The organism is Phocaeicola dorei, assembly GCF_013009555.1.
GTDB lineage: Bacteria > Bacteroidota > Bacteroidia > Bacteroidales > Bacteroidaceae > Phocaeicola > Phocaeicola dorei.
In genome coordinates this window covers 1,285,170-1,309,293 of record NZ_CP046176.1, presented here as the reverse complement: position 1 = coordinate 1,309,293, position 24,124 = coordinate 1,285,170, and the positions used below count along the sequence as shown (strand labels likewise).

At 41.9% G+C, this 24,124-nt stretch carries 22 protein-coding genes; 21 read left to right on the top strand and 1 reads right to left on the bottom strand.

The features are described 5' to 3' along the window. Positions 1 to 88 precede the first annotated feature (88 nt). The gene (locus tag GKD17_RS05045) at positions 89 to 1,708 is read right to left on the bottom strand and encodes an ABC-F family ATP-binding cassette domain-containing protein (protein ID WP_007837207.1); all 1,620 of its coding nucleotides are present in this window, start codon (positions 1,706 to 1,708) and stop codon (positions 89 to 91) included. Positions 1,709 to 1,885: 177 nt separating this feature from the next. Between GKD17_RS05045 and grpE the strand changes: the two genes are divergently transcribed. The 21 genes from grpE to GKD17_RS04940 all read left to right on the top strand — a co-directional run bounded on the left by grpE (position 1,886) and on the right by GKD17_RS04940 (position 24,052). After that, on the top strand, positions 1,886 to 2,506 hold the full coding sequence (grpE, locus tag GKD17_RS05040) for a nucleotide exchange factor GrpE (protein WP_005846211.1): 621 nt from the start codon (positions 1,886 to 1,888) through the stop codon (positions 2,504 to 2,506). Positions 2,507 to 2,525: 19 nt separating this feature from the next. Beyond that, positions 2,526 to 3,701 carry a molecular chaperone DnaJ gene (dnaJ, locus tag GKD17_RS05035; RefSeq protein WP_005846209.1) on the top strand — a complete coding sequence of 392 codons (1,176 nt, stop codon included), beginning with the start codon at positions 2,526 to 2,528 and terminating at the stop codon, positions 3,699 to 3,701. Positions 3,702 to 3,795: 94 nt separating this feature from the next. Beyond that, on the top strand, positions 3,796 to 5,082 hold the full coding sequence (locus GKD17_RS05030; protein ID WP_007837206.1) for a bifunctional folylpolyglutamate synthase/dihydrofolate synthase: 1,287 nt from the start codon (positions 3,796 to 3,798) through the stop codon (positions 5,080 to 5,082). A gap of 94 nt (positions 5,083 to 5,176) precedes the next feature. Next, a complete protein-coding gene (locus tag GKD17_RS05025; protein WP_007837204.1) occupies positions 5,177 to 6,271 on the top strand; it encodes an aldose epimerase family protein in 1,095 nt (364 codons plus the stop codon). A 46-nt stretch (positions 6,272 to 6,317) separates the two neighbouring features. Next, positions 6,318 to 7,658, top strand: a complete 1,341-nt coding sequence (locus GKD17_RS05020) for an MFS transporter (RefSeq protein WP_007837202.1) — start codon at positions 6,318 to 6,320, stop codon at positions 7,656 to 7,658. Positions 7,659 to 7,698: 40 nt separating this feature from the next. Continuing rightward, on the top strand, positions 7,699 to 8,853 hold the full coding sequence (galK, locus tag GKD17_RS05015) for a galactokinase (protein ID WP_007837201.1): 1,155 nt from the start codon (positions 7,699 to 7,701) through the stop codon (positions 8,851 to 8,853). Between the two features lie 197 nt (positions 8,854 to 9,050). Next, the gene (locus GKD17_RS05010; protein WP_007837200.1) at positions 9,051 to 10,205 is read left to right on the top strand and encodes an aldose epimerase family protein; all 1,155 of its coding nucleotides are present in this window, start codon (positions 9,051 to 9,053) and stop codon (positions 10,203 to 10,205) included. 26 nt (positions 10,206 to 10,231) lie between these two features. Continuing rightward, complete coding sequence (locus tag GKD17_RS05005) at positions 10,232 to 11,974, top strand: sodium:solute symporter (RefSeq protein WP_007837199.1); 1,743 nt, start codon at positions 10,232 to 10,234, stop codon at positions 11,972 to 11,974. Between the two features lie 75 nt (positions 11,975 to 12,049). Continuing rightward, complete coding sequence (locus GKD17_RS05000; protein ID WP_005846195.1) at positions 12,050 to 12,727, top strand: NUDIX hydrolase; 678 nt, start codon at positions 12,050 to 12,052, stop codon at positions 12,725 to 12,727. Positions 12,728 to 12,797: 70 nt separating this feature from the next. Further along, entirely contained in the window at positions 12,798 to 13,484 is a 687-nt protein-coding gene (locus GKD17_RS04995; RefSeq protein WP_007837198.1) for an L-ribulose-5-phosphate 4-epimerase, read from the top strand. A 39-nt stretch (positions 13,485 to 13,523) separates the two neighbouring features. Then, a complete protein-coding gene (araA, locus tag GKD17_RS04990; protein ID WP_007837196.1) occupies positions 13,524 to 15,053 on the top strand; it encodes an L-arabinose isomerase in 1,530 nt (509 codons plus the stop codon). 102 nt (positions 15,054 to 15,155) lie between these two features. Next, positions 15,156 to 16,754 carry a xylulokinase gene (locus GKD17_RS04985; protein WP_007837186.1) on the top strand — a complete coding sequence of 533 codons (1,599 nt, stop codon included), beginning with the start codon at positions 15,156 to 15,158 and terminating at the stop codon, positions 16,752 to 16,754. Positions 16,755 to 16,888: 134 nt separating this feature from the next. Continuing rightward, positions 16,889 to 18,901, top strand: coding sequence for a transketolase family protein (locus GKD17_RS04980; RefSeq protein ID WP_007837185.1), 2,013 nt, complete (start codon positions 16,889 to 16,891; stop codon positions 18,899 to 18,901). Further along, positions 18,898 to 19,332 carry a ribose 5-phosphate isomerase B gene (rpiB, locus tag GKD17_RS04975; protein WP_007837184.1) on the top strand — a complete coding sequence of 145 codons (435 nt, stop codon included), beginning with the start codon at positions 18,898 to 18,900 and terminating at the stop codon, positions 19,330 to 19,332. Before GKD17_RS04980 ends, rpiB begins: the two co-directional genes overlap by 4 nt. Positions 19,333 to 19,438: 106 nt before the next feature. Next, on the top strand, positions 19,439 to 20,536 hold the full coding sequence (locus GKD17_RS04970) for a DUF4468 domain-containing protein (RefSeq protein ID WP_007837183.1): 1,098 nt from the start codon (positions 19,439 to 19,441) through the stop codon (positions 20,534 to 20,536). 371 nt (positions 20,537 to 20,907) lie between these two features. Then, a complete protein-coding gene (locus GKD17_RS04965; RefSeq protein WP_007842434.1) occupies positions 20,908 to 21,204 on the top strand; it encodes a tetratricopeptide repeat protein in 297 nt (98 codons plus the stop codon). Between the two features lie 10 nt (positions 21,205 to 21,214). Beyond that, the gene (locus GKD17_RS04960; RefSeq protein ID WP_005846178.1) at positions 21,215 to 21,445 is read left to right on the top strand and encodes an indolepyruvate ferredoxin oxidoreductase subunit alpha; all 231 of its coding nucleotides are present in this window, start codon (positions 21,215 to 21,217) and stop codon (positions 21,443 to 21,445) included. A gap of 11 nt (positions 21,446 to 21,456) precedes the next feature. Next, positions 21,457 to 22,539, top strand: a complete 1,083-nt coding sequence (locus GKD17_RS04955; protein WP_007837179.1) for a 3-methyl-2-oxobutanoate dehydrogenase subunit VorB — start codon at positions 21,457 to 21,459, stop codon at positions 22,537 to 22,539. Between the two features lie 6 nt (positions 22,540 to 22,545). Beyond that, the gene (locus GKD17_RS04950) at positions 22,546 to 22,713 is read left to right on the top strand and encodes a hypothetical protein (RefSeq protein WP_007837178.1); all 168 of its coding nucleotides are present in this window, start codon (positions 22,546 to 22,548) and stop codon (positions 22,711 to 22,713) included. Positions 22,714 to 22,731: 18 nt separating this feature from the next. Beyond that, on the top strand, positions 22,732 to 23,496 hold the full coding sequence (locus GKD17_RS04945) for a thiamine pyrophosphate-dependent enzyme (protein ID WP_007837176.1): 765 nt from the start codon (positions 22,732 to 22,734) through the stop codon (positions 23,494 to 23,496). Positions 23,497 to 23,509: 13 nt separating this feature from the next. Continuing rightward, positions 23,510 to 24,052 (top strand): 2-oxoacid:acceptor oxidoreductase family protein, encoded by a 543-nt coding sequence (locus tag GKD17_RS04940; protein WP_007837174.1) that lies wholly within the window; start codon positions 23,510 to 23,512, stop codon positions 24,050 to 24,052. The last annotated feature ends 72 nt before the right edge of the window (positions 24,053 to 24,124 follow it).

Here is a 24,124-nt window from a genome sequence, read left to right as displayed (position 1 = left end):
GAATGAGAATTGCGGCTAAACCATAAAAAAAGAGCCACAGGAACAATGGCTCCCAATGACTCTTTCTTTTTCAGCTCATATTTATAATTTAATTATCTCCATACATACGCGCACGCATTTCTTTAATATGATCAGAAGTGATGTATTCATCATATTCCATCATCTTGTCAATGATACCATTCGGGGTCAATTCAATAATACGGTTCGCCACCGTTTCAATAAATTCGTGGTCGTGGGAAGAGAACAGCACATTTCCCTTATAAGTCTTCAGATTATTATTGAAAGCCTGAATTGATTCCAAGTCCAAATGGTTAGTTGGAGTATCCAAAATCAGACAGTTCGCATTACGCAACTGCATACGGGCAATCATACAACGCATCTTCTCACCTCCGGAAAGCACATTCACTTTCTTCAATACTTCCTCTCCGGAAAACAACATACGCCCCAAGAAACCTTTCATATAGACTTCGTTACCTTCGCCAAACTGGCTCAGCCAATCTACCAAATTCAAATCACTTTCAAAGAAATCCGTATTATCCAAAGGCAAATAAGCCGTAGTAATAGTAACGCCCCACGCGAATTTACCAGCCTGCGGAGTACGATTTCCATTGATTATTTCAAAAAAAGCAGTCATGGCACGCGGATCACGGCTCAAAAAGACAATCTTATCTCCTTTTTCTACATTAAAATTCACATCATTGAACAATACCATACCGTCTTCAGTTTCCGCACGCAAGCCGGATATTTCCAAAATCTGATTACCCGGTTCACGATCCGGAGTAAAGATGATACCGGGATATTTACGGGACGACGGCTTAATTTCATCTACATTCAGTTTCTCCAACATCTTCTTTCGGCTGGTTGTCTGCTTGCTCTTAGCCACATTGGCACTAAAACGACGGATAAATTCTTCCAACTCTTTCTTCTTCTCTTCAGCTTTAGCCTTCTGGTTCTGCTGCTGGCGAAGTGCCAACTGACTTGATTCATACCAGAAGCTATAGTTACCGGCAAACATATTCACTTTACCGAAATCAATATCTACAGTATGAGTACAAACAGAATCCAAAAAGTGACGGTCATGACTTACCACCAACACCGTGTGTTCGAAATTAGAAAGATATTCCTCCAGCCAAGTCACCGTATCCATATCCAAATCATTGGTAGGTTCATCCAACAACAAGTTATCAGGATTACCGTAAAGTGCCTGTGCCAACATGACACGCACCTTTTCCTTACCGCTCAGTTCCCCCATCAACATATAATGCTTGTCTTCCTTTATGCCCAACCCACTCAACAAAGAAGCTGCATCACTCTCGGCATTCCAACCATCCAGTTCGGCAAACTTCTCTTCCAGTTCAGAAACTTTCAAGCCATCTTCATCTGTAAAATCAGTTTTCGCATACAGTTCTTCACGCTGTTTCATAATGTTCCACAACACAGTATGTCCCATCATAACCGTATCCATGACTGTATATTCATCCCACTTAAAGTGATCCTGGCTCAATACAGACAGACGTTCGCCCGGTCCTAATACCACTGAACCCTTAGTCGTTTCCAGCTCACCTGAAATTGCTTTCAAGAAAGTAGATTTTCCGGCGCCGTTCGCACCGATAACCCCGTAAATATTACCATTGGTGAACTTCATATTTACGTCATTATACAACACTCTTTTACCAAATTGAATGGCCAAGTTCGAAACTGTAATCATCCTAATATACCTTATTTATATAATTATTCTATTTTGAAATTGCAAAGGTAGGTATTTTAATTCAGAAAAGTATGCCAGTGTGGCAGAAATTCCGTACTTTTGCAAAATTATCACTCTAAGGAAACAACTAGGCACGAAATTTGTTAGCAGTAAATTAACCTAAAAGACCTGACTGTTATGAGTAAAAATAAGAAAAACAAAAAGTTTAATAAGAATATGAACCCAACAGAGAAGAACCAACCTCAAGACGAGGAAGTTTTGAAAAATCAGGAAGCGGCAGAAGCTGCCATTGATGAAGAAACTCAGAAAGAAGCAACAGAAGAACTGAACGCTGAAGAGAAGGTGAATAAGGAATTGGCGGAAGCTCAGAAAACAATAGAAGAGCAGCATGACAAATACCTGCGTCTTTCAGCCGAATTTGACAATTACCGTAAACGCACCATGAAAGAAAAGGCCGAATTGATTAAGAATGGTGGAGAAAAGGCCATTACTGCCATTCTCCCTATTTTGGACGACTTGGAGCGTGCTGTAAAAACTTCAGAAACTTCGGATGATGTAAAAGCAATGCGTGAAGGAATTGAGTTGATCTACAACAAATTCCTGAAAGTATTGAACCAGGAAGGACTTCAGAAAATAGAGACTGACGGTGAGAACTTTGATACCGATTATCACGAAGCAATTGCATTAGTCCCAGCTCCTTCTGAAGAGAAGAAAGGGAAAATATTGGACTGTGTACAAACCGGTTATAAGCTGAATGACAAAGTAATACGCCACGCCAAAGTAGTTGTGGCTCAATAAAACAGTATCATAAAACGACATGGCAAAAAGAGACTATTACGAAGTTCTGGAGGTGGACAAAACAGCCACCCTTGATGTTATAAAAAAAGCATACCGCAAAAAAGCAATACAATATCATCCGGACAAGAATCCGGGGGATAAAGAAGCGGAAGAAAAATTCAAGGAAGCAGCCGAAGCCTATGATGTGTTGAGCAACCCGGATAAACGCGCCCGTTACGATCAATTTGGACATGCAGGAATGAGTGGAGCCGCCGGTGGCGGTTTTGAAGGATTCGGACAAGGTATGTCCATGGATGACATTTTCTCTATGTTCGGTGACATCTTCGGTGGACATGGAGGAGGTTTCGGAGGCTTTGGAGGTTTCGGCGGTGGCGGACGTTCCGCACAACGCAAGTTCCGTGGTTCAGACCTCCGTGTAAAAGTAAAACTGAACTTAAAAGAAATTTCTACGGGAGTAGAAAAGAAATTCAAACTGAAAAAGTACGTAACATGTGACCATTGCCATGGTTCAGGAGCCGAAGGAGAAGGAGGAACGGAAACGTGTCCCACTTGTCATGGAACAGGAAGTATCACCCGCACCCAACAAAGCATTTTTGGAATGGTACAATCACAAAGCGTATGTCCACAATGTAACGGAGAAGGGAAAATCATTAAGAACAAATGTAAAGCTTGTGCAGGAGAAGGTATTGTATACGGAGAAGAAGTCGTGGAAGTGAAAATTCCTGCCGGTGTGGCTGAAGGAATGCAACTTTCTGTCAATGGAAAAGGAAATGCGGGCAAACATAACGGTGTTCCCGGTGATTTACTTGTTGTCATAGAAGAAGAATCCCATCCAGACCTAATACGCGATGAAAATGATTTGATTTACAATCTGTTACTAAGCGTTCCGACTGCTGCTTTAGGAGGCACTGTAGAAATACCAACTATTGATAGCAAAGTAAAAGTAAAAATTGAACCAGGCACCCAACCAGGTAAGGTCTTACGCCTAAGAGGTAAAGGATTGCCCAACGTCAATAGTTATGGTTACAGTAACGGTACAGGTGATTTATTAGTCAATGTAAGCGTATATATTCCAGAAACATTGAATAAAGATGAAAAACAAGCACTAGAGAAAATGCAAGAATCGGATAACTTCAAACCGAATACAAGCATTAAAGAAAAAATATTCAAGAAGTTCAAAAACTTCTTCGATTAATTTTTATACTACAAAGTGTCACAGAAAGAATACTAGGTTTTATATCTGCCTGGCATTCTTTTGTGACACTTTGCGGTAAATAAAAACATTTGCCATGAATTACGAAGAAACATTGGATTATTTATATAATAGTGCCCCATTATTCCAACATATAGGAAAAGATGCATACAAAGCAGGATTAGAGAATACTTATCTTTTAGACGAGTATTTCAACCATCCTCATCGCCAATTCCGAACCATTCATATAGCCGGAACCAATGGAAAAGGCTCTTGTTCACATACTTTAGCCGCCATTTTACAATCAGCCGGATACAAGACAGGACTTTACACTTCTCCACATCTGATAGATTTTCGTGAACGAATACGTGTCAACGGAATTCCTGTATCCAAAGAATATGTCATAGACTTTGTAGAAAAACACCGTGTCTTTTTTGAACCTCTGCATCCTTCTTTCTTTGAACTGACTACCGCAATGGCTTTCCACTATTTTGCCCAGAGCCAAATAGATGTAGCCATTATAGAAGTCGGCCTGGGAGGACGAATAGATTGTACAAATATCATCCGTCCGGATCTATGTGTCATAACTAATATCAGTTTCGACCATATACAATTTTTAGGTAATACATTAGCCAAAATAGCCACAGAGAAGGCCGGAATCATCAAAGAAAAGACTCCGGTAGTTATTGGTGAAACCACACCTGAAACCAAACCTATATTTACAACTCGTGCTAAAGAAGTAAACGCTCCTATCTACTTTGCAGAAGAAGAACAGTTATTACACTCCTCCAGTATAAATGAAAAAGGTAAACGAATATATCAAACAACCGACTACCTCAATCTGGAAGGCGAGCTGGAAGGACTTTGCCAACTTAAAAACACCAATACGCTTTTATCTGCCATCCGCCTATTAAAACAAGCAGGTTATCAGCTTACCGAAAGTAATATACGTAAAGGGTTCTCACAAGTATGTGAACTCACCGGCCTGATGGGAAGATGGCAAAAATTAGAAAGTGAACCGACTTTAATATGTGATACAGGACATAATGTAGGAGGAATTTCGTATATCATAGAACAATTAAAACATCAGAAATATGAACGATTACACATTGTAATAGGTATGGTAAACGACAAGGATATCAGTGGAGTATTGTCCATGCTTCCTAAAAATGCCACATATTATTTTACCAAAGCCAGTGTAAAACGCGCTTTATCCGAAAAAGAATTACAAAGCTTAGCGATGCAATCCAGGCTGCACGGAGATGCTTATCCTGATGTAGAAACCGCTGTAGCAGCCGCTAAAGAAAAAGCTAACAAAAATGACTTTATTTTTGTTGGAGGAAGCAGCTTTATCGTTGCGGATTTATTAAAATTTCACGTTTAGTCCGTTCACTTTTATAGAAAAAGTTTGGGAATACCGAAGAAAATCTTTTTATTTGCATTAGTTTTATACATACAATAAAAAGATTTTCAATAACATGATAAACACATCTACTTCCGATGAGAATTTATGTGGCCTGAAACGGGCCGATTTTCAGACAACAGTGAACGGGAAACAAACAGACCTCTTCATTCTGAAAAATGAAAACGGAGCTGAAATAGCTGTTACCAACTATGGTGGAGCAGTATTAGCTATTATGGTTCCGGACAAAAACGGTAAATATGCCAATGTCATTCAAGGACATGATAGTATAACCCATGTAATCAATAGCCACGAACCTTTCCTCAGTACTCTTATCGGTCGTTACGGAAACCGTATAGCAGGAGGCAAATTCATTTTAGAAGGGAAAGAATATTCACTGACTATCAACAATGGTCCCAACTCGCTGCATGGCGGTCCTACCGGATTTCATACCCGCATTTGGGATGCAGAACAGGAAACTCCACAAAATTTGAAATTGCATTATTTATCTGCTGATGGCGAAGAAGGATTTCCGGGAAATTTGGATATTCACGTAACGTACACTTTAAGTAATCAAAATGAATTCATCATTACTTACCACGCTACAACAGACAAAACAACATTGGTAAACCTCACTCACCATGGTTTTTTCAGCCTATCAGGCATTGCCAATCCTACGGCAACCGTTGATAACAACATCGTAACCATTAATGCTGATTTTTATACTCCGATAGATAATGTATCAATCCCTACAGGCGAAATTGCCAAAGTAGAAGGTACTCCTATGGATTTTCGTACTCCTCAAAGAGTAGACAGTAGAATCAATGACCCATTCGAACAGCTAAAATTCGGTGCCGGCTATGACCACTGCTATGTATTAAACAAACGTGAAGCAGGCACACTGAGTTTTGCAGCAAAATGTGTGGAGCCCGAAAGCGGTCGTAGCATGGAAGTATACACTACAGAGCCCGGCGTACAAGTTTATACTTCAAACTGGCATAATGGTTTCGAAGGTGCTCATGGAGCAACTTTCCCAGCAAGAAGTGCCATCTGTTTTGAAGCACAACATTTTCCTGATACACCCAATAAAGGCCATTTCCCTTCTTGTGTTCTACATCCGGGGGAAACTTACAGTCAAGTAACCATCTACAAATTCGGTGTAGAAAAATAATTTTATGAAATAACCTAATTTATAAACTTATAATTTTTTCAAGACCATGAATCAACAAAAACAGAACGGTAATATCATCGCTATCATTACAATGTTCTTCCTTTTCGCGATGATTTCCTTCGTTACTAATCTTGCTGCGCCTTTCGGCACAATATGGAAAAACCAATATGCAGGTGCCAATACCTTGGGTATGATGGGAAATATGATGAATTTCCTTGCATATCTGTTTATGGGGATTCCTTCAGGTAATATGCTTGTAAAAATCGGATATAAAAAAACAGCCCTCATTGCCATGGCAGTAGGTTTCATCGGTTTGTTTATCCAATATATTTCCAGTTTGTTCGGTGCAGATATAGACGTATTCAATTTAGGAGAATATGCCATTAAAATGAATTTTATTATCTACCTGCTTGGTGCCTTCGTCTGTGGTTTTTGTGTATGTATGCTGAACACAGTAGTTAACCCGATGCTAAATCTTTTAGGTGGTGGTGGTAACAAAGGTAACCAATTAATCCAAGCCGGTGGTGCTCTAAACTCATTGTCGGGTACTTTGACTCCGCTTTTCGTAGGTGCCTTGATTGGTTCTGTCACCCCTCAAACAGCTATGTCAGATGTAGCTCCTCTGCTTTTCATCGCAATGGGTGTATTCGTATCAGCGTTTATCGCTCTTTCATTCATCGCTATTCCAGAGCCCCATCTAAGAAAAGCAGGTCATGAAAAAGAGAAATTCTCTCATAGTCCTTGGAATTTTCGCCATACTGTATTAGGTGTAATCGGTATCTTTGTATATGTAGGCATTGAAATCGGTATTCCAGGCACATTAAATTTCTACCTTGCCGACCCAACGGAAAAAGGTGCGGGCCTGCTTGCCAACGGTGCCGCTATCGGTGGTGCTATTGCTGCCATCTATTGGTTGCTCATGTTAGTGGGACGTTCTGCAAGTAGTGTCATCAGCGGTAAAGTAGCTACACGCACACAATTGATTGTTGTTTCCGCAACAGCTATCTGTTTTATATTAATCGCAATCTTCACTCCAAAAGAAATCACTGTCTCTATGCCGGGATATAGTGTAGAAAATGGATTCGAAATGGCCTCTGTACCTGTCAGTGCCCTATTTTTGGTACTTTGTGGTTTATGTACGTCCATTATGTGGGGAGGTATCTTCAACCTCGCTGTAGAGGGTTTAGGCAAATATACCGCACAAGCTTCAGGTATTTTTATGATGATGGTTGTCGGTGGCGGTATTTTCCCATTATTGCAGCAATTCATTTCTGACGCTGTGGGATATATGGCCAGCTATTGGTTAATTATCGCTTTGCTTGCTTATCTGTTGTTCTATGGTTTGATAGGATGCAAGAACGTAAACAAAGACATTCCTGTAGAATAATTATAAAAACATATAGTATTAACTTTAAACTATTAATATCATGGATATAGAATACGTAAGAAGTCGCTTCATCAAACATTTTGATGGTACAACAGGTTCAGTATATGCATCACCCGGACGTATTAACCTTATTGGAGAACATACCGACTATAACGGTGGTTTTGTATTTCCCGGAGCAGTAGATAAAGGTATGATTGCTGAAATCAAACCTAATGGTACCAATAAGGTACGTGCTTATTCTATTGATTTAAAAGACTATGTAGAGTTCGGTTTGAACGAAGAAGATGCTCCTAAAGCCAGTTGGGCAAGATATATTTTCGGCGTTTGCCGTGAAATGATCAAACGTGGTGTAGATGTGAAAGGTTTTGACACTGCTTTTGCGGGTGACGTACCTTTGGGTGCAGGTATGTCTTCATCTGCTGCATTGGAAAGTACATACGCTTTCGCTATCAACGAACTTTTCGGCGACAACAAAATAGATAAATTTGAATTAGCCAAGGTAGGTCAGGCAACAGAACATAATTATTGTGGTGTAAATTGCGGTATTATGGATCAATTTGCATCTGTATTTGGAAAAGAAGGTAGTTTGATCCGTTTGGATTGTCGTTCATTAGAATATCAATATTTCCCTTTCAAACCGGAAGGTTACCGTTTAGTATTAGTTGACTCAGTAGTCAAACACGAATTGGCTTCTTCTGCATACAATAAGCGTCGTCAAAGTTGTGAAGCTGCCGTATCTGCCATTCAGAAAAAACATCCTCATGTAGAATTTTTACGTGATTGTACAATGGAAATGTTGCAGGAAGCAAAAGCCGAGATCAGTGAAGAAGACTATATGCGTGCAGAATACGTCATTGAAGAAATCCAACGTGTACTCGATGTTTGCGACGCTTTGGAAAGAGGTGATTACGAAACCGTAGGACAGAAGATGTATGAAACTCACTATGGCATGAGTAAATTGTATGAAGTAAGCTGTGAGGAACTTGATTTCTTGAATGATGTTGCTTTCGACTGCGGTGTTACCGGTTCACGTGTAATGGGTGGAGGTTTCGGTGGATGTACAATCAACCTAGTTAAAAATGAACTATACGAAACATTCATCACCACTGCCAAAGAAAGATTCAAAGAAAAATTCGGAAGAAGTCCAAAAGTTTACGATGTAGTCATCAGTGACGGTTCTCGCAAGCTGGTATAAAAAATATCTCAAATTCGCTAACATATGAAAAAACCGCTTTGAATCCAAAGCGGTTTTTTTCTTCTTTATGCTATAAAAGTGTAGGAAATACACTTTTATGTTGCACAACATACTCTTTTCATATCCAATGTATTAGTAATAGTGTTACTTTTACACCCAAAATCATATACTCTATTACTAATTAGTACTTTTATATCATGAAAAGCATGAAAAAAACCTTTCTGGGAACCGGTATCGCACTGACATTGTTAAGTGCTTGCGCTCCCAAACAATCTCAAGAAGCACTTACAAAGTCCGGATTAGCCCCCACTAATTATGAAACAATAGTGGATGGCGTAAAACCTGTTAAACTGTATACGCTAAAAAATGCAGCCGGAATGGAAGTATGCGTAACCAATTTTGGCGGACGTATTGTATCTATCATGGTCCCTGACAAAAACGGAAATCTAAAAGACGTAGTGCTGGGTTTTGACAGCATTGCTGACTACCAAAATATTCCCAGCGACTTCGGTGCTTCTATCGGACGCTATGCCAACCGTATTAATAAAGGAGTCATCGTAATAGATGGAGAAACCATTCAACTGCCCCAAAATAATTTTGGCCACTGCCTGCATGGAGGTCCTAAAGGATGGCAATACCAAGTTTATGAAGCAAACCAATTAAACGACAGTACTATGACACTAACTATGAAGTCACCAGATGGAGATGCCAATTTTCCGGGAAATGTAACCGCTACTGTTACTTATGCACTGACAAGAGACAATGTCATCGACATAAACTACAAAGCGACAACTGACAAAAAGACTGTTATCAATATGACTAACCACTCTTATTTCAACTTGAGTGGAAACCCTGCCAATCCAGCCACCGACCATATTCTTTATGTAAATGCAGACAGCATCACTCCCGTTGACAGCACATTCATGACCACTGGAGAAATGATAGCAGTAACAGAAACTCCATTTGATTTCAATACTCCTAAAACTATTGCCCCCGATGTGACTAATTTTGAAAACGAACAAATAAAATTCGGCAACGGGTTCGACCACAATTGGGTACTTAACACGAAAGGTGATATCAACCAACTGGCTGCCAAACTGACCAGCCCCACTAGTGGTATCACTTTGGAAATATATACTAATGAACCGGGAATACAAGTCTATACAGGCAACTTTTTGGATGGAACTGTAAAAGGGAAAAAGGGAATTACTTATCCGCAACGCGCGTCTGTTTGTCTGGAAACACAGCACTATCCCGACAGCCCCAACAAATCACAATGGCCTTCTGTAATCCTGGAACCGGGACAGACCTATCACAGCCAATGTATCTTTAAATTCGGTGTTGAAAAATAATTGTTAAACTTTAAATATTTAATATCATGAATTGGAATTCACATGAATTCATCTGGCTGGACTGGACAATACTGGCAGTCGGCATTGTAGCTGTGATATGGGCGGTATGGCGCTCTGTACAAAAAGACAAACGCTCGCAACAAGGAGCAAGCAGTGAAGATTATCTATTTGGTAAAGGTGAGCCATGGTACATCATTGGTGCTGCTATCTTTGCAGCCAATATCGGTTCGGAACATCTGGTAGGTTTGGCAGGAACCGGTGCCAAATCCGGAGTAGGTATGGCACACTGGGAAATGCAAGGTTGGATGATTCTTCTTCTAGGATGGCTTTTTGTTCCATTCTACCAACTATTAAATAATAAAATGGGCAAAATCATTACCATGCCCGATTTCCTTAAATACCGTTATACCCCGCGTACCGGTTCATGGCTTTCTATCATCACATTGATAGCCTACATTCTTACTAAAGTTAGTGTAACCGCCTATACCGGAGGTATCTTTTTGGAGTTTTTACTTGGACTTCCTTTTTGGTATGGGGCAATCGGACTTATTGTCTTGACCGGCATCTTCACCGTACTGAGTGGAATGAAAGGAGTAATGACCCTCTCAGCTATTCAAACCCCTATTTTAATCATTGGTTCTTTCTTGGTTCTTTTCCTGGGACTGTCAGCCTTGGGAGACGGTAATATTGCTACAGGATGGACAGAAATGATGGATCATGCGCGTAGCGCCATGAATATAGGAGCAGACGGACACGCTTATGGTGCCAACCATATGTTTCACTGGACTGAAGCAGACCCGATGTATCAAGATTATCCTGGATTCTGGGTATTTATCGGAGCTTCTATCATCGGTTTCTGGTATTGGTGTACCGACCAGCATATCGTACAGCGTGTACTTGGACAACGTAAAGGCGAAGATAATGATGTAGTAATGAAGCGTGCCCGTAGAGGTACTATTGCAGCCGGTTATTTTAAAATCCTGCCTGTCTTCATGTTTCTTATTCCGGGGATGGTAGCTGCCGCCTTGGCTGCAAAAGGTGAATTTGATATGTCAAATACAGATGCAGCTTTTGCTGTAATGGTAAAGGATGTTCTGCCTGCCGGTGTAAAAGGTATTGTAACTATTGGATTCATCTGTGCATTGGTTGCTTCACTGGCTGCTTTCTTTAATTCATGTGCCACACTTTTTACAGAAGACTTTTACAAACCCATGTTTAAGAACAAAAGTGAAGCTACTTATGTTATGGTAGGACGTATCGCTACCGTAGTTGTAGTTATCCTCGGCATGGCATGGATTCCTGTAATGATGAGTCTCGGCAGCCTTTACGACTATCTGCAAGGTATACAGTCTCTCCTTGCACCTGCAATGGTAGCCGTATTTGCACTTGGTATATTCTCCAAGAAAATCACTCCGAAAGCCGGTGAAACTGCCATGATTGTCGGTTTCCTAATTGGTATGATCCGTTTGCTGACTAATATCCTCACCAACACCGGAAAAGATGTGATGACCGGCTGGTTTTGGGAAAATACAACTTGGTTTTGGCAGACAAACTGGCTTATTTTTGAAATATGGTTACTTGTATTCCTTTTGTTGTTAATGGTTGTTGTATCATGCTTCACTCCGGCTCCAACCGCCAAACAAGTGGAAGCCATCACCTTTACCGGCAGTTACAAGGAACTTATCAGAAAGAGCTGGAACAAATGGGATGTTATAACCTCTTTAGGTGTAGTTCTGCTTTGCGCACTATTCTATGCTTATTTCTGGTAAACCATAAATTAAAGGCTGTATGCTTTGAATTATCTTGAAGAATACAGCCTGTTAATTTTAAACCGACACTAAACCATGACCACCTATTATAACATAAATCCTAAATTCTATGTATCTGTAGACTGTATCATTTTCGGTTTTGACGAAGGAGAATTAAAACTGCTTCTACTAAAACGAAATTTTGAACCAGCTATGGGAAAATGGTCTTTGATGGGAGGATTCGTACAAGAAGACGAAAGTGTAGACGCTGCCGCCAAACGGGTATTGGCAGAACTGACCGGATTGGAAAATGTATATATGGAACAAGTAGGCACATTTGGCGACTTAGAGCGCGATCCAGGAGAACGAGTTATATCAGTAGCCTATTATGCTTTAGTCAATGTAAATGAATATGACAGGGAACTAGTGCAGCAGCACAATGCCCATTGGACAAAAATAGACGAACTGCCACAGCTCATTTTCGATCATCCGATCATGATTTCCAAAGCACGTGAACTAATGAAGCACAAAGCATCATACAATCCAATTGGTTTTAACCTGCTGCCCGAATTGTTTACCCTGACACAGTTGCAAAATCTATATGAAGCAATCTATGGCGAACCGATGGACAAGCGGAATTTCCGCAAGCGGGTAGCCGAAATGGATTTCATTGAAAAAACAGATTTGATAGACAAATCAGGTTCCCGACGAGGTGCTTATCTTTATAAATTTAATGATAAGGCCTACAGAAAGGATCCGAAATTTAAACTTTAAAATAATGTGCCGATGCAATAATTTGCCAATTGACAAATTAGCATATTGCCACATTACCCAATTATTCATTATGTTAGAAAAATTAAAAGAAAAAGTATTCCGTGCCAATCTGGATTTGGTGAAACACGGACTAGTTATTTTTACATGGGGAAATGTTTCTGCCATTGATCGTGAAACAGGCTTGGTAGTAATCAAACCCAGTGGTGTATCATACGATGATATGAAAGCTGAAGACATGGTTGTAGTAAATCTGGACGGCAACGTGGTAGAAGGTTCTCTTCGTCCGTCTTCAGATACTCCCACCCATGTAGTTCTATATAAAGCATTCCCCGAAATAGGTGGAGTGGTACATACCCACTCCACCTATGCCACCGCCTGGGCACAAGCCGGAATGGATATTCCCAATATCGGAACGACTCATGCCGATTATTTCCATGACGCCATTCCTTGTACCGCAGATATGACAGAAGAGGAAGTAAAAGGTGCCTATGAACAGGAAACAGGCAATGTGATTGTGAAACGTTTCAAGAAACTGAACCCTGTACATACTCCGGGAGTACTAGTAAAAAATCATGGTCCTTTTGCATGGGGAAAAGATGCCAATGATGCTGTGCATAATGCAGTAGTCATGGAACAGGTAGCCCAAATGGCAAGTATCGCTTTTGCCGCCAACCCTCATTTAACGATGAATTCTTTATTAATAGAAAAGCATTTCAGCCGCAAACACGGTCCCAATGCCTATTATGGACAGAAATAAGAAACAAAGAAATTAATAACCCTTTTAAAATATAACATTATGGAAAAAGCATTTGATCAGTATGAAGTATGGTTTGTAACAGGAGCACAGCTTCTGTACGGAGGTGACGCAGTTGTAGCAGTAGACGCTCACTCCAATGAAATGGTAAACGGATTGAACGAATCAGGGAAACTTCCTGTAAAAGTAGTATATAAAGGAACAGCCAATTCTTCTAAAGAAGTGGAAGCAGTGTTCAAAGCAGCCAACAACGATGAAAAATGTATCGGTGTCATCACTTGGATGCACACTTTCTCCCCTGCTAAAATGTGGATTCACGGTCTGCAGCAGTTAAAGAAACCACTGTTACATCTACACACTCAATTCAATAAGGAAATTCCTTGGGATACCATGGATATGGACTTCATGAATCTGAATCAATCCGCCCATGGTGACCGCGAATTCGGACATATCTGTACCCGTATGCGCATCCGCCGCAAAGTAGTGGTAGGTTACTGGAAAGACGAAGACACCCAGCACAAGATTGCCGTTTGGATGCGCGTTTGTGCAGGTTGGGCAGACTCTCAGGATATGCTGATCATCCGTTTCGGCGATCAGATGAATAATGTAGCTGTAACTGACGGTGATAAAGTGGAAGCAGAACAACGTATGGGGTACCACGTAGATTACTGTCCGGCAAGCGAACTGATGGAATACCATAAAAATATCAAGGATACAGATGTAGAAGCACTTGTAGCAACTTACTTTAACGAATACGACCACGATGCTTCATTAGAAGATAAATCAACCGAAGCTTATCAGAAAGTATGGAATGCTGCAAAAGCCGAATTAGCTCTTCGTGCCATCCTCAAAGCCAAAGGCGCTAAAGGATTCACTACTAATTTTGATGATTTGGGCCAAACAGACGGCAGCTACTTCGATCAGATTCCGGGACTGGCTTCCCAGCGTCTGATGGCTGAAGGCTACGGATTCGGTGCGGAAGGTGACTGGAAATCAGCAGCTCTCTACCGCACTGTATGGGTGATGAACCAAGGACTTTCCCAAGGTTGTTCTTTCTTGGAAGATTACACATTGAACTTCGATGGTGCAAACAGTGCTATCCTGCAATCACATATGCTGGAAGTTTGTCCTCTTATCGCCGCTTCCAAACCACGTCTGGAAGTACACTTCCTAGGTATAGGTATTCGCAAGAGCCAGACAGCCCGTCTTGTATTCACTTCAAAAGTAGGTTCAGGTTGTACCGCCACTGTAGTAGACTTGGGTAACCGTTTCCGTCTGATCGTGAACGACGTAGAATGCATCGAACCGAAACCGTTGCCCAAATTACCGGTTGCTTCCGCCCTGTGGATTCCGATGCCTAATTTCGAAGTAGGTGCAGGCGCATGGATCCTGGCAGGTGGAACACATCATTCTTGCTTCTCTTATGATCTGACAGCAGAATATTGGGAAGACTATGCTGAAATTGCAGGTATCGAAATGATCCGTATTGACAAAGATACTACCATCAGCAACTTCAAGAAAGAGCTTCGCATGAACGAAGTCTACTATATGCTGAACAAAGCACTTTGCTAATTCATCCATGAAGAGGGGATGTGTCAAGGCTAATAAGATTCTTGGCACATCCCACCTTATTTTATCATCATTATTGTTGTACCTTAAATTATAGGTTTTAATATGAAATCAGATGCAAAATCAACCATCGAAGCAGGAAAAGCTATTCTAGGCATAGAATTCGGATCAACGCGAATCAAAGCTGTTTTGATTGACCAGGAAAACAAGCCCATTGCCCAAGGAAGCCATAGCTGGGAAAATCAATTGGTAGACGGACTGTGGACTTACAGTGTGGAAGCTATCTGGCATGGCCTGCAAGACTGCTATGCAGATCTCCGTTCCAACGTAAAAAAGCTATATGACACAGAAATAGAAACCTTGGCAGCAATCGGTGTCAGTGCCATGATGCATGGTTATATGGCATTCAATAAAGAAGAAGAAATCCTTGTACCTTTCCGTACATGGAGAAACACCAATACCGGTCCGGCAGCAGCCGCTTTATCTGAATTATTCGTATATAATATTCCTCTGAGATGGAGCATTTCTCATTTATACCAAGCTATTTTAGACAATGAAGAGCACGTAAGTGACATTGACTATCTGACCACCCTTGCAGGTTTCATTCATTGGCAAATTACAGGTCAAAAAGTTCTGGGCATAGGTGATGCATCAGGAATGCTTCCCATAGACCCGGCTACCAAGAATTATTCTGCCGGAATGATAGCCAAGTTCGACAAGTTGGTAGCTCCTAAAGGATACCCCTGGAAACTGACAGATATCCTGCCCAAAGTCTTACCCGCCGGCGAGAATGCAGGGTTCCTTACACCAGAAGGTGCCAAGAGGCTGGACGTGTCGGGCCATTTAAAAGCAGGTATACCTGTCTGTCCTCCGGAAGGAGATGCCGGAACTGGCATGGTAGCAACCAACGCTGTCAAGCAACGTACCGGGAATGTATCAGCAGGCACTTCCTCATTTTCCATGATTGTGTTGGAAAAAGAGTTGTCCAAGCCATACGAAATGATTGACATGGTCACCACTCCCGACGGAAGCCTTGTAGCTATGGTACATTGCAACAACTGCACCTCCGACCTCAATGCCTGGATCAATCTGTTTAAGGAATACCAAGAACTGCTGGGTATACCTGTAGATATGAATGAATTATATGGAAAACTTTACAATCATGCGCTCGCAGGTGATGCAGATTGCGGTGGTCTTATTTCATATAATTATATTTCAGGTGAACCCGTGACAGGACTTGCCGACGGAAGGCCATTGTTTGTACGTTCTGCAAATGACAAATTCAGCCTCGCCAACTTCATGCGTACCCATTTATACGCTTCAGTCGGAGTTCTTAAGATAGGTAATGACATTCTTTTCAATGAAGAGAAAATCAAAGTAGACAGAATCACAGGACACGGCGGATTATTCAAGACGAAAGGTGTAGGCCAGAGAATACTTGCAGCAGCTATAAACTCCCCTATTTCCGTAATGGAAACTGCCGGTGAAGGTGGCGCATGGGGAATCGCCCTGCTAGGTTCTTACCTTGTCAACAATGAAAAGAAACAATCCCTGGCAGATTTTCTGGAAGACAAAGTATTCGCCGGTGATGCCGGTATTGAAATATCGCCAACAGCCGAAGATGTAGCCGGATTCAACACATATATCGAAAACTATAAGGCAGGACTGCCTGTTGAAGAAGCAGCGACCCAATTTAAGAAGTGAGTCAAACAGGTTTAAAAAAGAGCCTCTTTACATGTTGTGGTTTACACATAAAGAGTTATCTTTGCAGATATTAAATAAAATAGCAAGGATAAACCGACTCACTAATAGCATTCAAATTATAATATTATTTTAATATGAACGAAAAGAAACTTATGAACCGTGCAGCGGACAACATCCGTATTCTGGCTGCTTCGATGGTAGAGAAAGCTAATTCAGGACATCCGGGTGGAGCTATGGGTGGCGCTGATTTTGTGAATGTACTTTTCTCTGAGTTTTTAGTTTACGATCCTGAAAATCCGCGTTGGGAAGGACGTGACCGTTTCTTCCTTGATCCAGGCCACATGTCACCGATGTTATATTCCACTTTGGCACTGACCGGCAAGTTCACCATGGAAGAACTGGCACAGTTCCGTCAATGGGGAAGTCCGACTCCGGGACACCCTGAAGTGGACATCATGCGCGGTATTGAAAATACTTCCGGTCCGTTAGGACAAGGACACACTTTTGCAGTAGGTGCTGCTATCGCTGCCAAATTTCTGAAAGCCCGTCTGGGTAATGTCATGGACCAGACTATCTATGCCTATATATCCGATGGTGGCATTCAAGAAGAAATTTCTCAGGGTGCAGGACGTTTGGCAGGTCATTTGGGACTGGACAATCTGATCATGTTTTATGATTCAAACGACATCCAGCTGTCTACCGCTACCGATGCTGTTACCAGCGAAGATGTTGCCAAGAAATACGAAGCATGGCACTGGAAAGTAATTATTATCAATGGTAATGATCCCGATGCAATCCGCACAGCTCTGACAGAAGCGAAAGCCGTAACCGGTCAGCCCACATTAATTATCGGTAAGACCATTATGGGTAAAGGTGCACGCAAAGCGGATGATTCCAGTTATGAACGTAACTGTGCCACCCACGGTGCCCCTTTGGGAGGTGATGCTTACATCAATACAATCAAAAACTTAGGTGGCGATCCAACCAATCCTTTCCAAATCTTCCCTGAAGTAAAAGAGTTGTATGCCAAACGTGCAGAAGAACTGAAAAAAATTGTTGCAGAAAAATATGCAGCTAAAGCTGAATGGACTAAAGCTAATCCCGAACTGGCAGCTAAATTGGAACTGTGGTTCTCAGGCAAAGCTCCGAAAGTAAATTGGAATGCTATTGAACAAAAAGCCGGAGATGCTACACGCAGTGCTTCTGCCAAAGTTCTCGGTGTACTAGCTACAGAAGTAGAAAACATGATTGTTTCTTCGGCCGACCTGTCAAACTCAGACAAGACCGACGGTTTCTTGAAGAAAACACATGCATTCACTAAAGATGACTTCACCGGCGCGTTTCTGCAAGCAGGTGTTTCCGAATTAACCATGGCTTGCTGCTGCCTAGGTATGGCACTTCACGGAGGCGTGATTGCTGCATGTGCTACTTTCTTCGTATTCTCAGACTATATGAAACCCGCCGTACGTATGGCTGCCTTGATGGAACTTCCCGTCAAGTTCATCTGGACACACGACGCATTCCGTGTAGGTGAAGACGGTCCTACTCACGAACCGGTAGAACAAGAAGCACAAATCCGCCTGATGGAAAAACTGAAAAACCACAAAGGGCACAATTCTATGTTGGTACTCCGTCCGGCAGATGCGGAAGAGACCACTGTAGCGTGGAAATTGGCCATGGAAAATACCAGCACCCCCACCGCACTAATCTTCTCCCGCCAGAATATCGCGAATCTGCCTGCAGGAAACGACTACTCACAGGCTGCAAAAGGCGCTTATATTGTTGCAGGTTCCGACGAAAATCCGGATATAATCCTAGTCGCTTCAGGTTCCGAAGTTTCCACTTTGGAAGCAGGTGCAGAACTTCTCCGCAAGGATGGCATAAAAATACGTATCGTATCCGCTCCTTCTGAGGGATTGTTCCGCAGCCAAAGCAAGGAATACCAAAACAGTGTCATTCCCACAGAGGCTAAAGTATTCGGTCTGACTGCCGGTCTTCCTGTAAACCTTGAAGGTTTGGTAGGTGCCAACGGTAAAGTATTCGGTCTGGAATCATTCGGATTCTCCGCTCCTTACAAAGTATTGGATGAAAAGCTGGGCTTTACCGCACAGAACGTGTATAACCAAGTAAAAGAAATGCTGGCATGAAAAAAGTAGGACTGGCATCCGATCATGCAGGATTTGAACTGAAAGAGTTTGTAAAAACATGGTTGACTGAAAAAGGTTATCCATGCAAAGATTTCGGTACATACAGTACAGAAAGCTGTGACTATGCAGATTACGCCCATCCGCTTGCACTGGCTATAGAAGCCGGAGAATGCGGACCCGGAGTAGCTATTTGCGGAAGCGGTGAAGGGATCAGCATGACATTGAACAAACATCAGGGTATCCGTGCGGCACTATGCTGGATTCCCGAGATAGCCCATTTGTCACGTCAACACAATGATGCCAATGTTCTGGTAATGCCAGGACGATTCATAGACCATGAAATGGCTGAAAAAATATTAGATGAATTCTTTAACAGCGGCTTTGAAGGCGGACGTCACCAAAAACGCATTGAAAAGATACCTGTAAAGTAAAATTCACGCAATAATAATAAAAGTAAAAAAAGAGAGGCTTTATAGCTTCTCTTTTTTTTTATTCCTATCTTTGCTTAGATTAAAATATAAAATAAGATATATTACTATGAAGAAAATTCTTTTTTTAATGCTCTTATGCCTGCCATTCATCGCTATGGCACAGACAGATCCCAAATATCTGGCGGGAGCAATAACTTTGGATGACGGTAAAGTTTCTTTCAAAACAGAAATACAGGCACCGTCTTTAACGAAAGACCAGCTATATGAGACAATGCTGAAATGGGCTACAGAACGTTTCAAGCCCGAAGGCAAGTTCAATGCACGTGTTCTTTACACCAATGAAGATGAAGGAACCATTGCAGCAGGTGGCGAAGAATATCTGGTATTCTCATCCTCTGCATTGTCATTGGACAGAACCAGAATTTATTATCAGATGTTTATCACCTGCGGAAACGGAAAATGTGATATCGAAATGACCCGTATCCGCTATTGGTATGATGAAGCTCGTGACGGAGGAGAAAAATACAGCGCAGAGGAATGGATTGTAGACGATATGGCTTTAAACAAATCGAAAACCAAACTGGCTCCCATCTGCGGCAAATTCAGAAGAGAAACAATTGACTTGAAAGACACACTGTTCAAATCCATCCAAGATACATTGGGCAACAAAGTCTTGAACAACTCACAAATTGCAGTTGCTCCTACTTCGGGTGTAACAGCCACTCCGATATCAAATACAACCACAATCATTACCGCCACTCCGGTAACTCCCCCTGCCCAACCGGCTATCATCGGTGGTTCTGAGGGTAATACCGAAATAAAAGTAGCCAATAATGTAACTCCTAGCAAAGAACAAAGCATAGATGACCAAATCAAGGCATCTTCACGTATGACAATTACTGCCGGAAACGATGAACAATTCGAAATTGGTAAAGAATGTTGGGGAGGTTTCGGTCAGTTATTCGGCAAAGAAGTAGCATTCTGCATAATTGACCAATCCAAATCAATGGGCAATATGCTAATGGATCAAAGCGATAATTATAAAATTTCGTTCTACAAGCAAGGTAGTAGTGAGCCGTGGTTGATAGTAAACTGTAAGAAACTGATGAAACAGACAGTTACCGGTGAGGAAGCAAAAAAGATGAACCCCAGTAACAACGGCCAGAAGGCATATAATATGTATGTAGGTGAAGTAATAAAATAATCTTTTCTTCTATATATTTATGCCGTGACAGTTAATTCTATACGATAATACATAAAATATTTAGGGGGGGGGAGATAACCTGACAACTCCCCCTAAAAAACATACAAACGATTTACCATATACTTCCCCCCAAAAATATCATAACAAATACAATTCAAACATATCCCCCCTTTAAGAATAAATAACACCGTTCCTCTATCAACCGTTTCACTTGAAACCATTTCTATAATAATCAAACCATTAGAAGAAATCATTCTTCCATTTTTTCCCTATCTTTCTCTCCTTTTTTTAAATGTTTTTAGCAAGAAAGTCGTTTTTTCTGCTCCAATCTTCCCTTTCATAACAAATAAAGAGTATCTTTGTAAACAACAATGAGACAATCATGCCTTATGACGGAAGAATTACAGGACATAAAGACACTTATCGAACAGGGTGATACGGAGAGAGCTATTCATGCGCTAACTAATTTCATCCGAAACGATGCGCACGTCAACGATGAACCCTATTACTTACTGGGTAACGCCTACCGCAAAATGGGAAACTGGCAACAAGCTTTGAACAATTATTTGGAAGCCATCGAGCGTAATCCGGAAAGTCCCGCCGTTTCCGCCCGTGACATGATTATGAATATTCTGAATTTCTATAACAAAGACATGTATAATCAATAATAACTAACCCATGGCAAAGATTAAAGGTGCTATTGTAGTAGACACAGAGCGTTGCAAAGGTTGCAATCTATGTGTAGTGGCATGTCCGCTACATGTAATCGCGCTCAATGCCAAACAAGTGAATAAAAAAGGATACACATTCGCCCACCAGGTATTAGAGGATACCTGCAATGGTTGCGCATCATGTGCCACAGTCTGTCCGGACGGATGCATTACTGTGTATAAAGTAAAACAACAATAAATGTAACAAATATGGCAGAAGAAGTCGTTTTAATGAAGGGAAATGAAGCCATAGCCCACGCCGCCATCCGTATCGGAGTAGACGGTTACTTTGGCTATCCCATCACTCCCCAATCGGAAATATTGGAAACTCTGGCCGAAGAGAAACCTTGGGAAACTACCGGTATGGTGGTGTTACAGGCAGAAAGTGAAGTCGCAGCAATCAACATGGTATATGGCGGTGCAGCAAGCGGTAAAATGGTAATGACCTCATCCTCCAGTCCCGGCGTTAGTTTAAAGCAGGAAGGCATCTCGTACATTGCCGGTGCCGAACTCCCCTGCCTGATTGTCAATGTCATGCGCGGAGGTCCCGGATTAGGAACCATCCAACCTAGTCAGGCCGACTATTTCCAAACAGTGAAAGGTGGCGGTCACGGAGACTATCGTCTCATAGCCCTGGCACCTGCATCAGTACAGGAAATGGCAGATTTCGTAGGTATAGCTTTTGATTTGGCTTTCAAATACCGCAATCCCGCCATTATTCTAGCAGATGGCGTTATCGGGCAGATGATGGAAAAAGTAGTATTACCCGAACAGCGCACACGCCTGACAGATGAAGAAGTCATTGCCCGTTGTCCGTGGGCCACTACCGGCAGAACCCACCACCGTACCCCCAACATCATTACCTCATTAGAACTCGATCCTGCCGAAATGGAAAAGCGCAATATTCATCTTCAGAAAAAATATGCAGAAATAGAAGAGAATGAAGTACGCTTCGAAGAACTTCACTGCGAAGATGCAGAATATTTGATCGTAGCTTTCGGCTCTTGCGCCCGCATTGCCCAAAAGGCAATGGAAATGGCTCGGGAAGAAGGCATCAAAGTTGGTTTGCTCCGTCCTATTACCCTATGGCCGTTCCCGTCGAAAGCTATTGCAGCACGCGCCGCACAGGTAAAAGGTATCCTCACTGTAGAATTGAACGCCGGACAAATGGTAGAAGATGTCCGTCTGGCTGTAAAATGTAAAGTGCCTGTAGAACACTTCGGACGTCTGGGTGGTATTGTCCCCGATCCGGATGAAGTAATCACTGCACTGAAAGAGAAACTAATAAAATAAGACCGTATGAATATCGATCTGATCAGAAATATATTGAACATACTTTTCATGGCACTGGCATTAGCAGCTGTCATCACTTACTTCGTGGCAAGTGACTTCAAAGTATTCATCTATGTCTGTGCAGCAGCTATTTTTCTCAAGCTGGTGGAATTCTTTATGCGGTTCATGTTATAAACAATAGGAGGAGAAACTATGACAAAAGAAGAAATCATAAAACCCGAAAACCTGGTTTATAAGAAACCGACACTGATGAATGACAATCCGATGCATTATTGCCCCGGATGCAGCCACGGTGTGGTTCACAAGTTAATAGCCGAAGTTATTGAAGAAATGGGCATGGAAGATAAGACAATCGGTGTGTCACCAGTAGGATGTGCCGTATTTGCATACAATTATCTAGACATCGATTGGCAAGAAGCCGCCCACGGACGCGCACCAGCCGTAGCTACCGCCATTAAGCGTTTATGGCCCGGACGTCTGGTATTTACCTACCAAGGAGATGGTGACTTGGCATGTATCGGTACTGCCGAAACTATCCATGCTTTAAATCGTGGTGAAAACATTACTATCATCTTTATCAACAATGCCATTTATGGAATGACCGGTGGGCAAATGGCTCCTACCACTCTGGTTGGCATGAAAACAGCCACCTGCCCCTATGGTCGTGATGTAGCCATTCACGGCTATCCGCTGAAAATGACAGAAATTGCCGCCACTTTGGAAGGCACCGCCTACGTTACCCGCCAGTCCGTACATACAGTTCCCGCCATCCGCAAAGCCAAAAAGGCTATCCGCAAGGCATTTGAAAATTCAATGAATGGCAAAGGTTCTAATTTGGTGGAAATTGTATCGACTTGTAATTCCGGTTGGAAAATGACTCCGCAAGCATCCAATGACTGGATGGTGGAACACATGTTCCCTTTCTATCCGCTGGGTGATTTGAAAAATAAAGAATAAAAAGACAGAAACCATGAAACAGGAAATCATTATAGCAGGATTCGGCGGTCAGGGTGTGCTATCCATGGGTAAGATACTTGCCTATTCCGGACTGATGGAAGACAAGGAAGTAACCTGGATGCCGGCATACGGTCCCGAACAACGGGGAGGAACCGCTAACGTAACGGTGATTGTCAGTGATGAACGCATCTCTTCACCCATTCTCAGCCAATATGACACAGCCATCATACTGAACCAACCCTCATTGGAAAAGTTTGAAGGCAAAATTAAACCAGGTGGTATTCTCATTTATGACGGATACGGAATCATCGAGCCTCCGACACGTAGGGACATACAAATCTATCGTATTGACGCAATGGATGCCGCCAACGAAAAAGGAATGGCAAAGACCTTCAACATGATTGTCTTAGGAGGCTTGCTAAAACTACGTCCCGTAGTATCCATTGAAAGTGTAATAAAAGCTTTACGCAAAACATTACCCGAACGTCACCATCATCTGATACCGATGAATGAAGAAGCCATCCGAATCGGAATGGAGATTATTAAACCTCAGTAAGTTAAAATAACTCTAAACGAATAATAAAAGGAAGAACTTTCCATAGCGGAAAAGCTCTTCCTTTTATTTTTA

Coding starts and splice junctions, on each gene's coding strand:
- dnaJ (WP_005846209.1), top strand. CDS start 2,526: ATGGCAAAAAGAGACTATTACGAAGTTCTGGAGGTGGACAAAACAGCC.
- galK (WP_007837201.1), top strand. CDS start 7,699: ATGGATATAGAATACGTAAGAAGTCGCTTCATCAAACATTTTGATGGT.
- GKD17_RS04945 (WP_007837176.1), top strand. CDS start 22,732: ATGACAAAAGAAGAAATCATAAAACCCGAAAACCTGGTTTATAAGAAA.
- GKD17_RS05045 (WP_007837207.1), bottom strand. CDS start 1,708: ATGATTACAGTTTCGAACTTGGCCATTCAATTTGGTAAAAGAGTGTTG.
- GKD17_RS04950 (WP_007837178.1), top strand. CDS start 22,546: ATGAATATCGATCTGATCAGAAATATATTGAACATACTTTTCATGGCA.
- GKD17_RS05010 (WP_007837200.1), top strand. CDS start 9,051: ATGAAAAGCATGAAAAAAACCTTTCTGGGAACCGGTATCGCACTGACA.
- rpiB (WP_007837184.1), top strand. CDS start 18,898: ATGAAAAAAGTAGGACTGGCATCCGATCATGCAGGATTTGAACTGAAA.
- GKD17_RS05025 (WP_007837204.1), top strand. CDS start 5,177: ATGATAAACACATCTACTTCCGATGAGAATTTATGTGGCCTGAAACGG.
- GKD17_RS04955 (WP_007837179.1), top strand. CDS start 21,457: ATGGCAGAAGAAGTCGTTTTAATGAAGGGAAATGAAGCCATAGCCCAC.
- GKD17_RS05030 (WP_007837206.1), top strand. CDS start 3,796: ATGAATTACGAAGAAACATTGGATTATTTATATAATAGTGCCCCATTA.
- GKD17_RS04965 (WP_007842434.1), top strand. CDS start 20,908: ATGAGACAATCATGCCTTATGACGGAAGAATTACAGGACATAAAGACA.
- GKD17_RS05005 (WP_007837199.1), top strand. CDS start 10,232: ATGAATTGGAATTCACATGAATTCATCTGGCTGGACTGGACAATACTG.
- GKD17_RS04960 (WP_005846178.1), top strand. CDS start 21,215: ATGGCAAAGATTAAAGGTGCTATTGTAGTAGACACAGAGCGTTGCAAA.
- araA (WP_007837196.1), top strand. CDS start 13,524: ATGGAAAAAGCATTTGATCAGTATGAAGTATGGTTTGTAACAGGAGCA.
- GKD17_RS04970 (WP_007837183.1), top strand. CDS start 19,439: ATGAAGAAAATTCTTTTTTTAATGCTCTTATGCCTGCCATTCATCGCT.
- GKD17_RS05000 (WP_005846195.1), top strand. CDS start 12,050: ATGACCACCTATTATAACATAAATCCTAAATTCTATGTATCTGTAGAC.
- GKD17_RS04980 (WP_007837185.1), top strand. CDS start 16,889: ATGAACGAAAAGAAACTTATGAACCGTGCAGCGGACAACATCCGTATT.
- GKD17_RS05020 (WP_007837202.1), top strand. CDS start 6,318: ATGAATCAACAAAAACAGAACGGTAATATCATCGCTATCATTACAATG.
- grpE (WP_005846211.1), top strand. CDS start 1,886: ATGAGTAAAAATAAGAAAAACAAAAAGTTTAATAAGAATATGAACCCA.
- GKD17_RS04995 (WP_007837198.1), top strand. CDS start 12,798: ATGTTAGAAAAATTAAAAGAAAAAGTATTCCGTGCCAATCTGGATTTG.
- GKD17_RS04985 (WP_007837186.1), top strand. CDS start 15,156: ATGAAATCAGATGCAAAATCAACCATCGAAGCAGGAAAAGCTATTCTA.
- GKD17_RS04940 (WP_007837174.1), top strand. CDS start 23,510: ATGAAACAGGAAATCATTATAGCAGGATTCGGCGGTCAGGGTGTGCTA.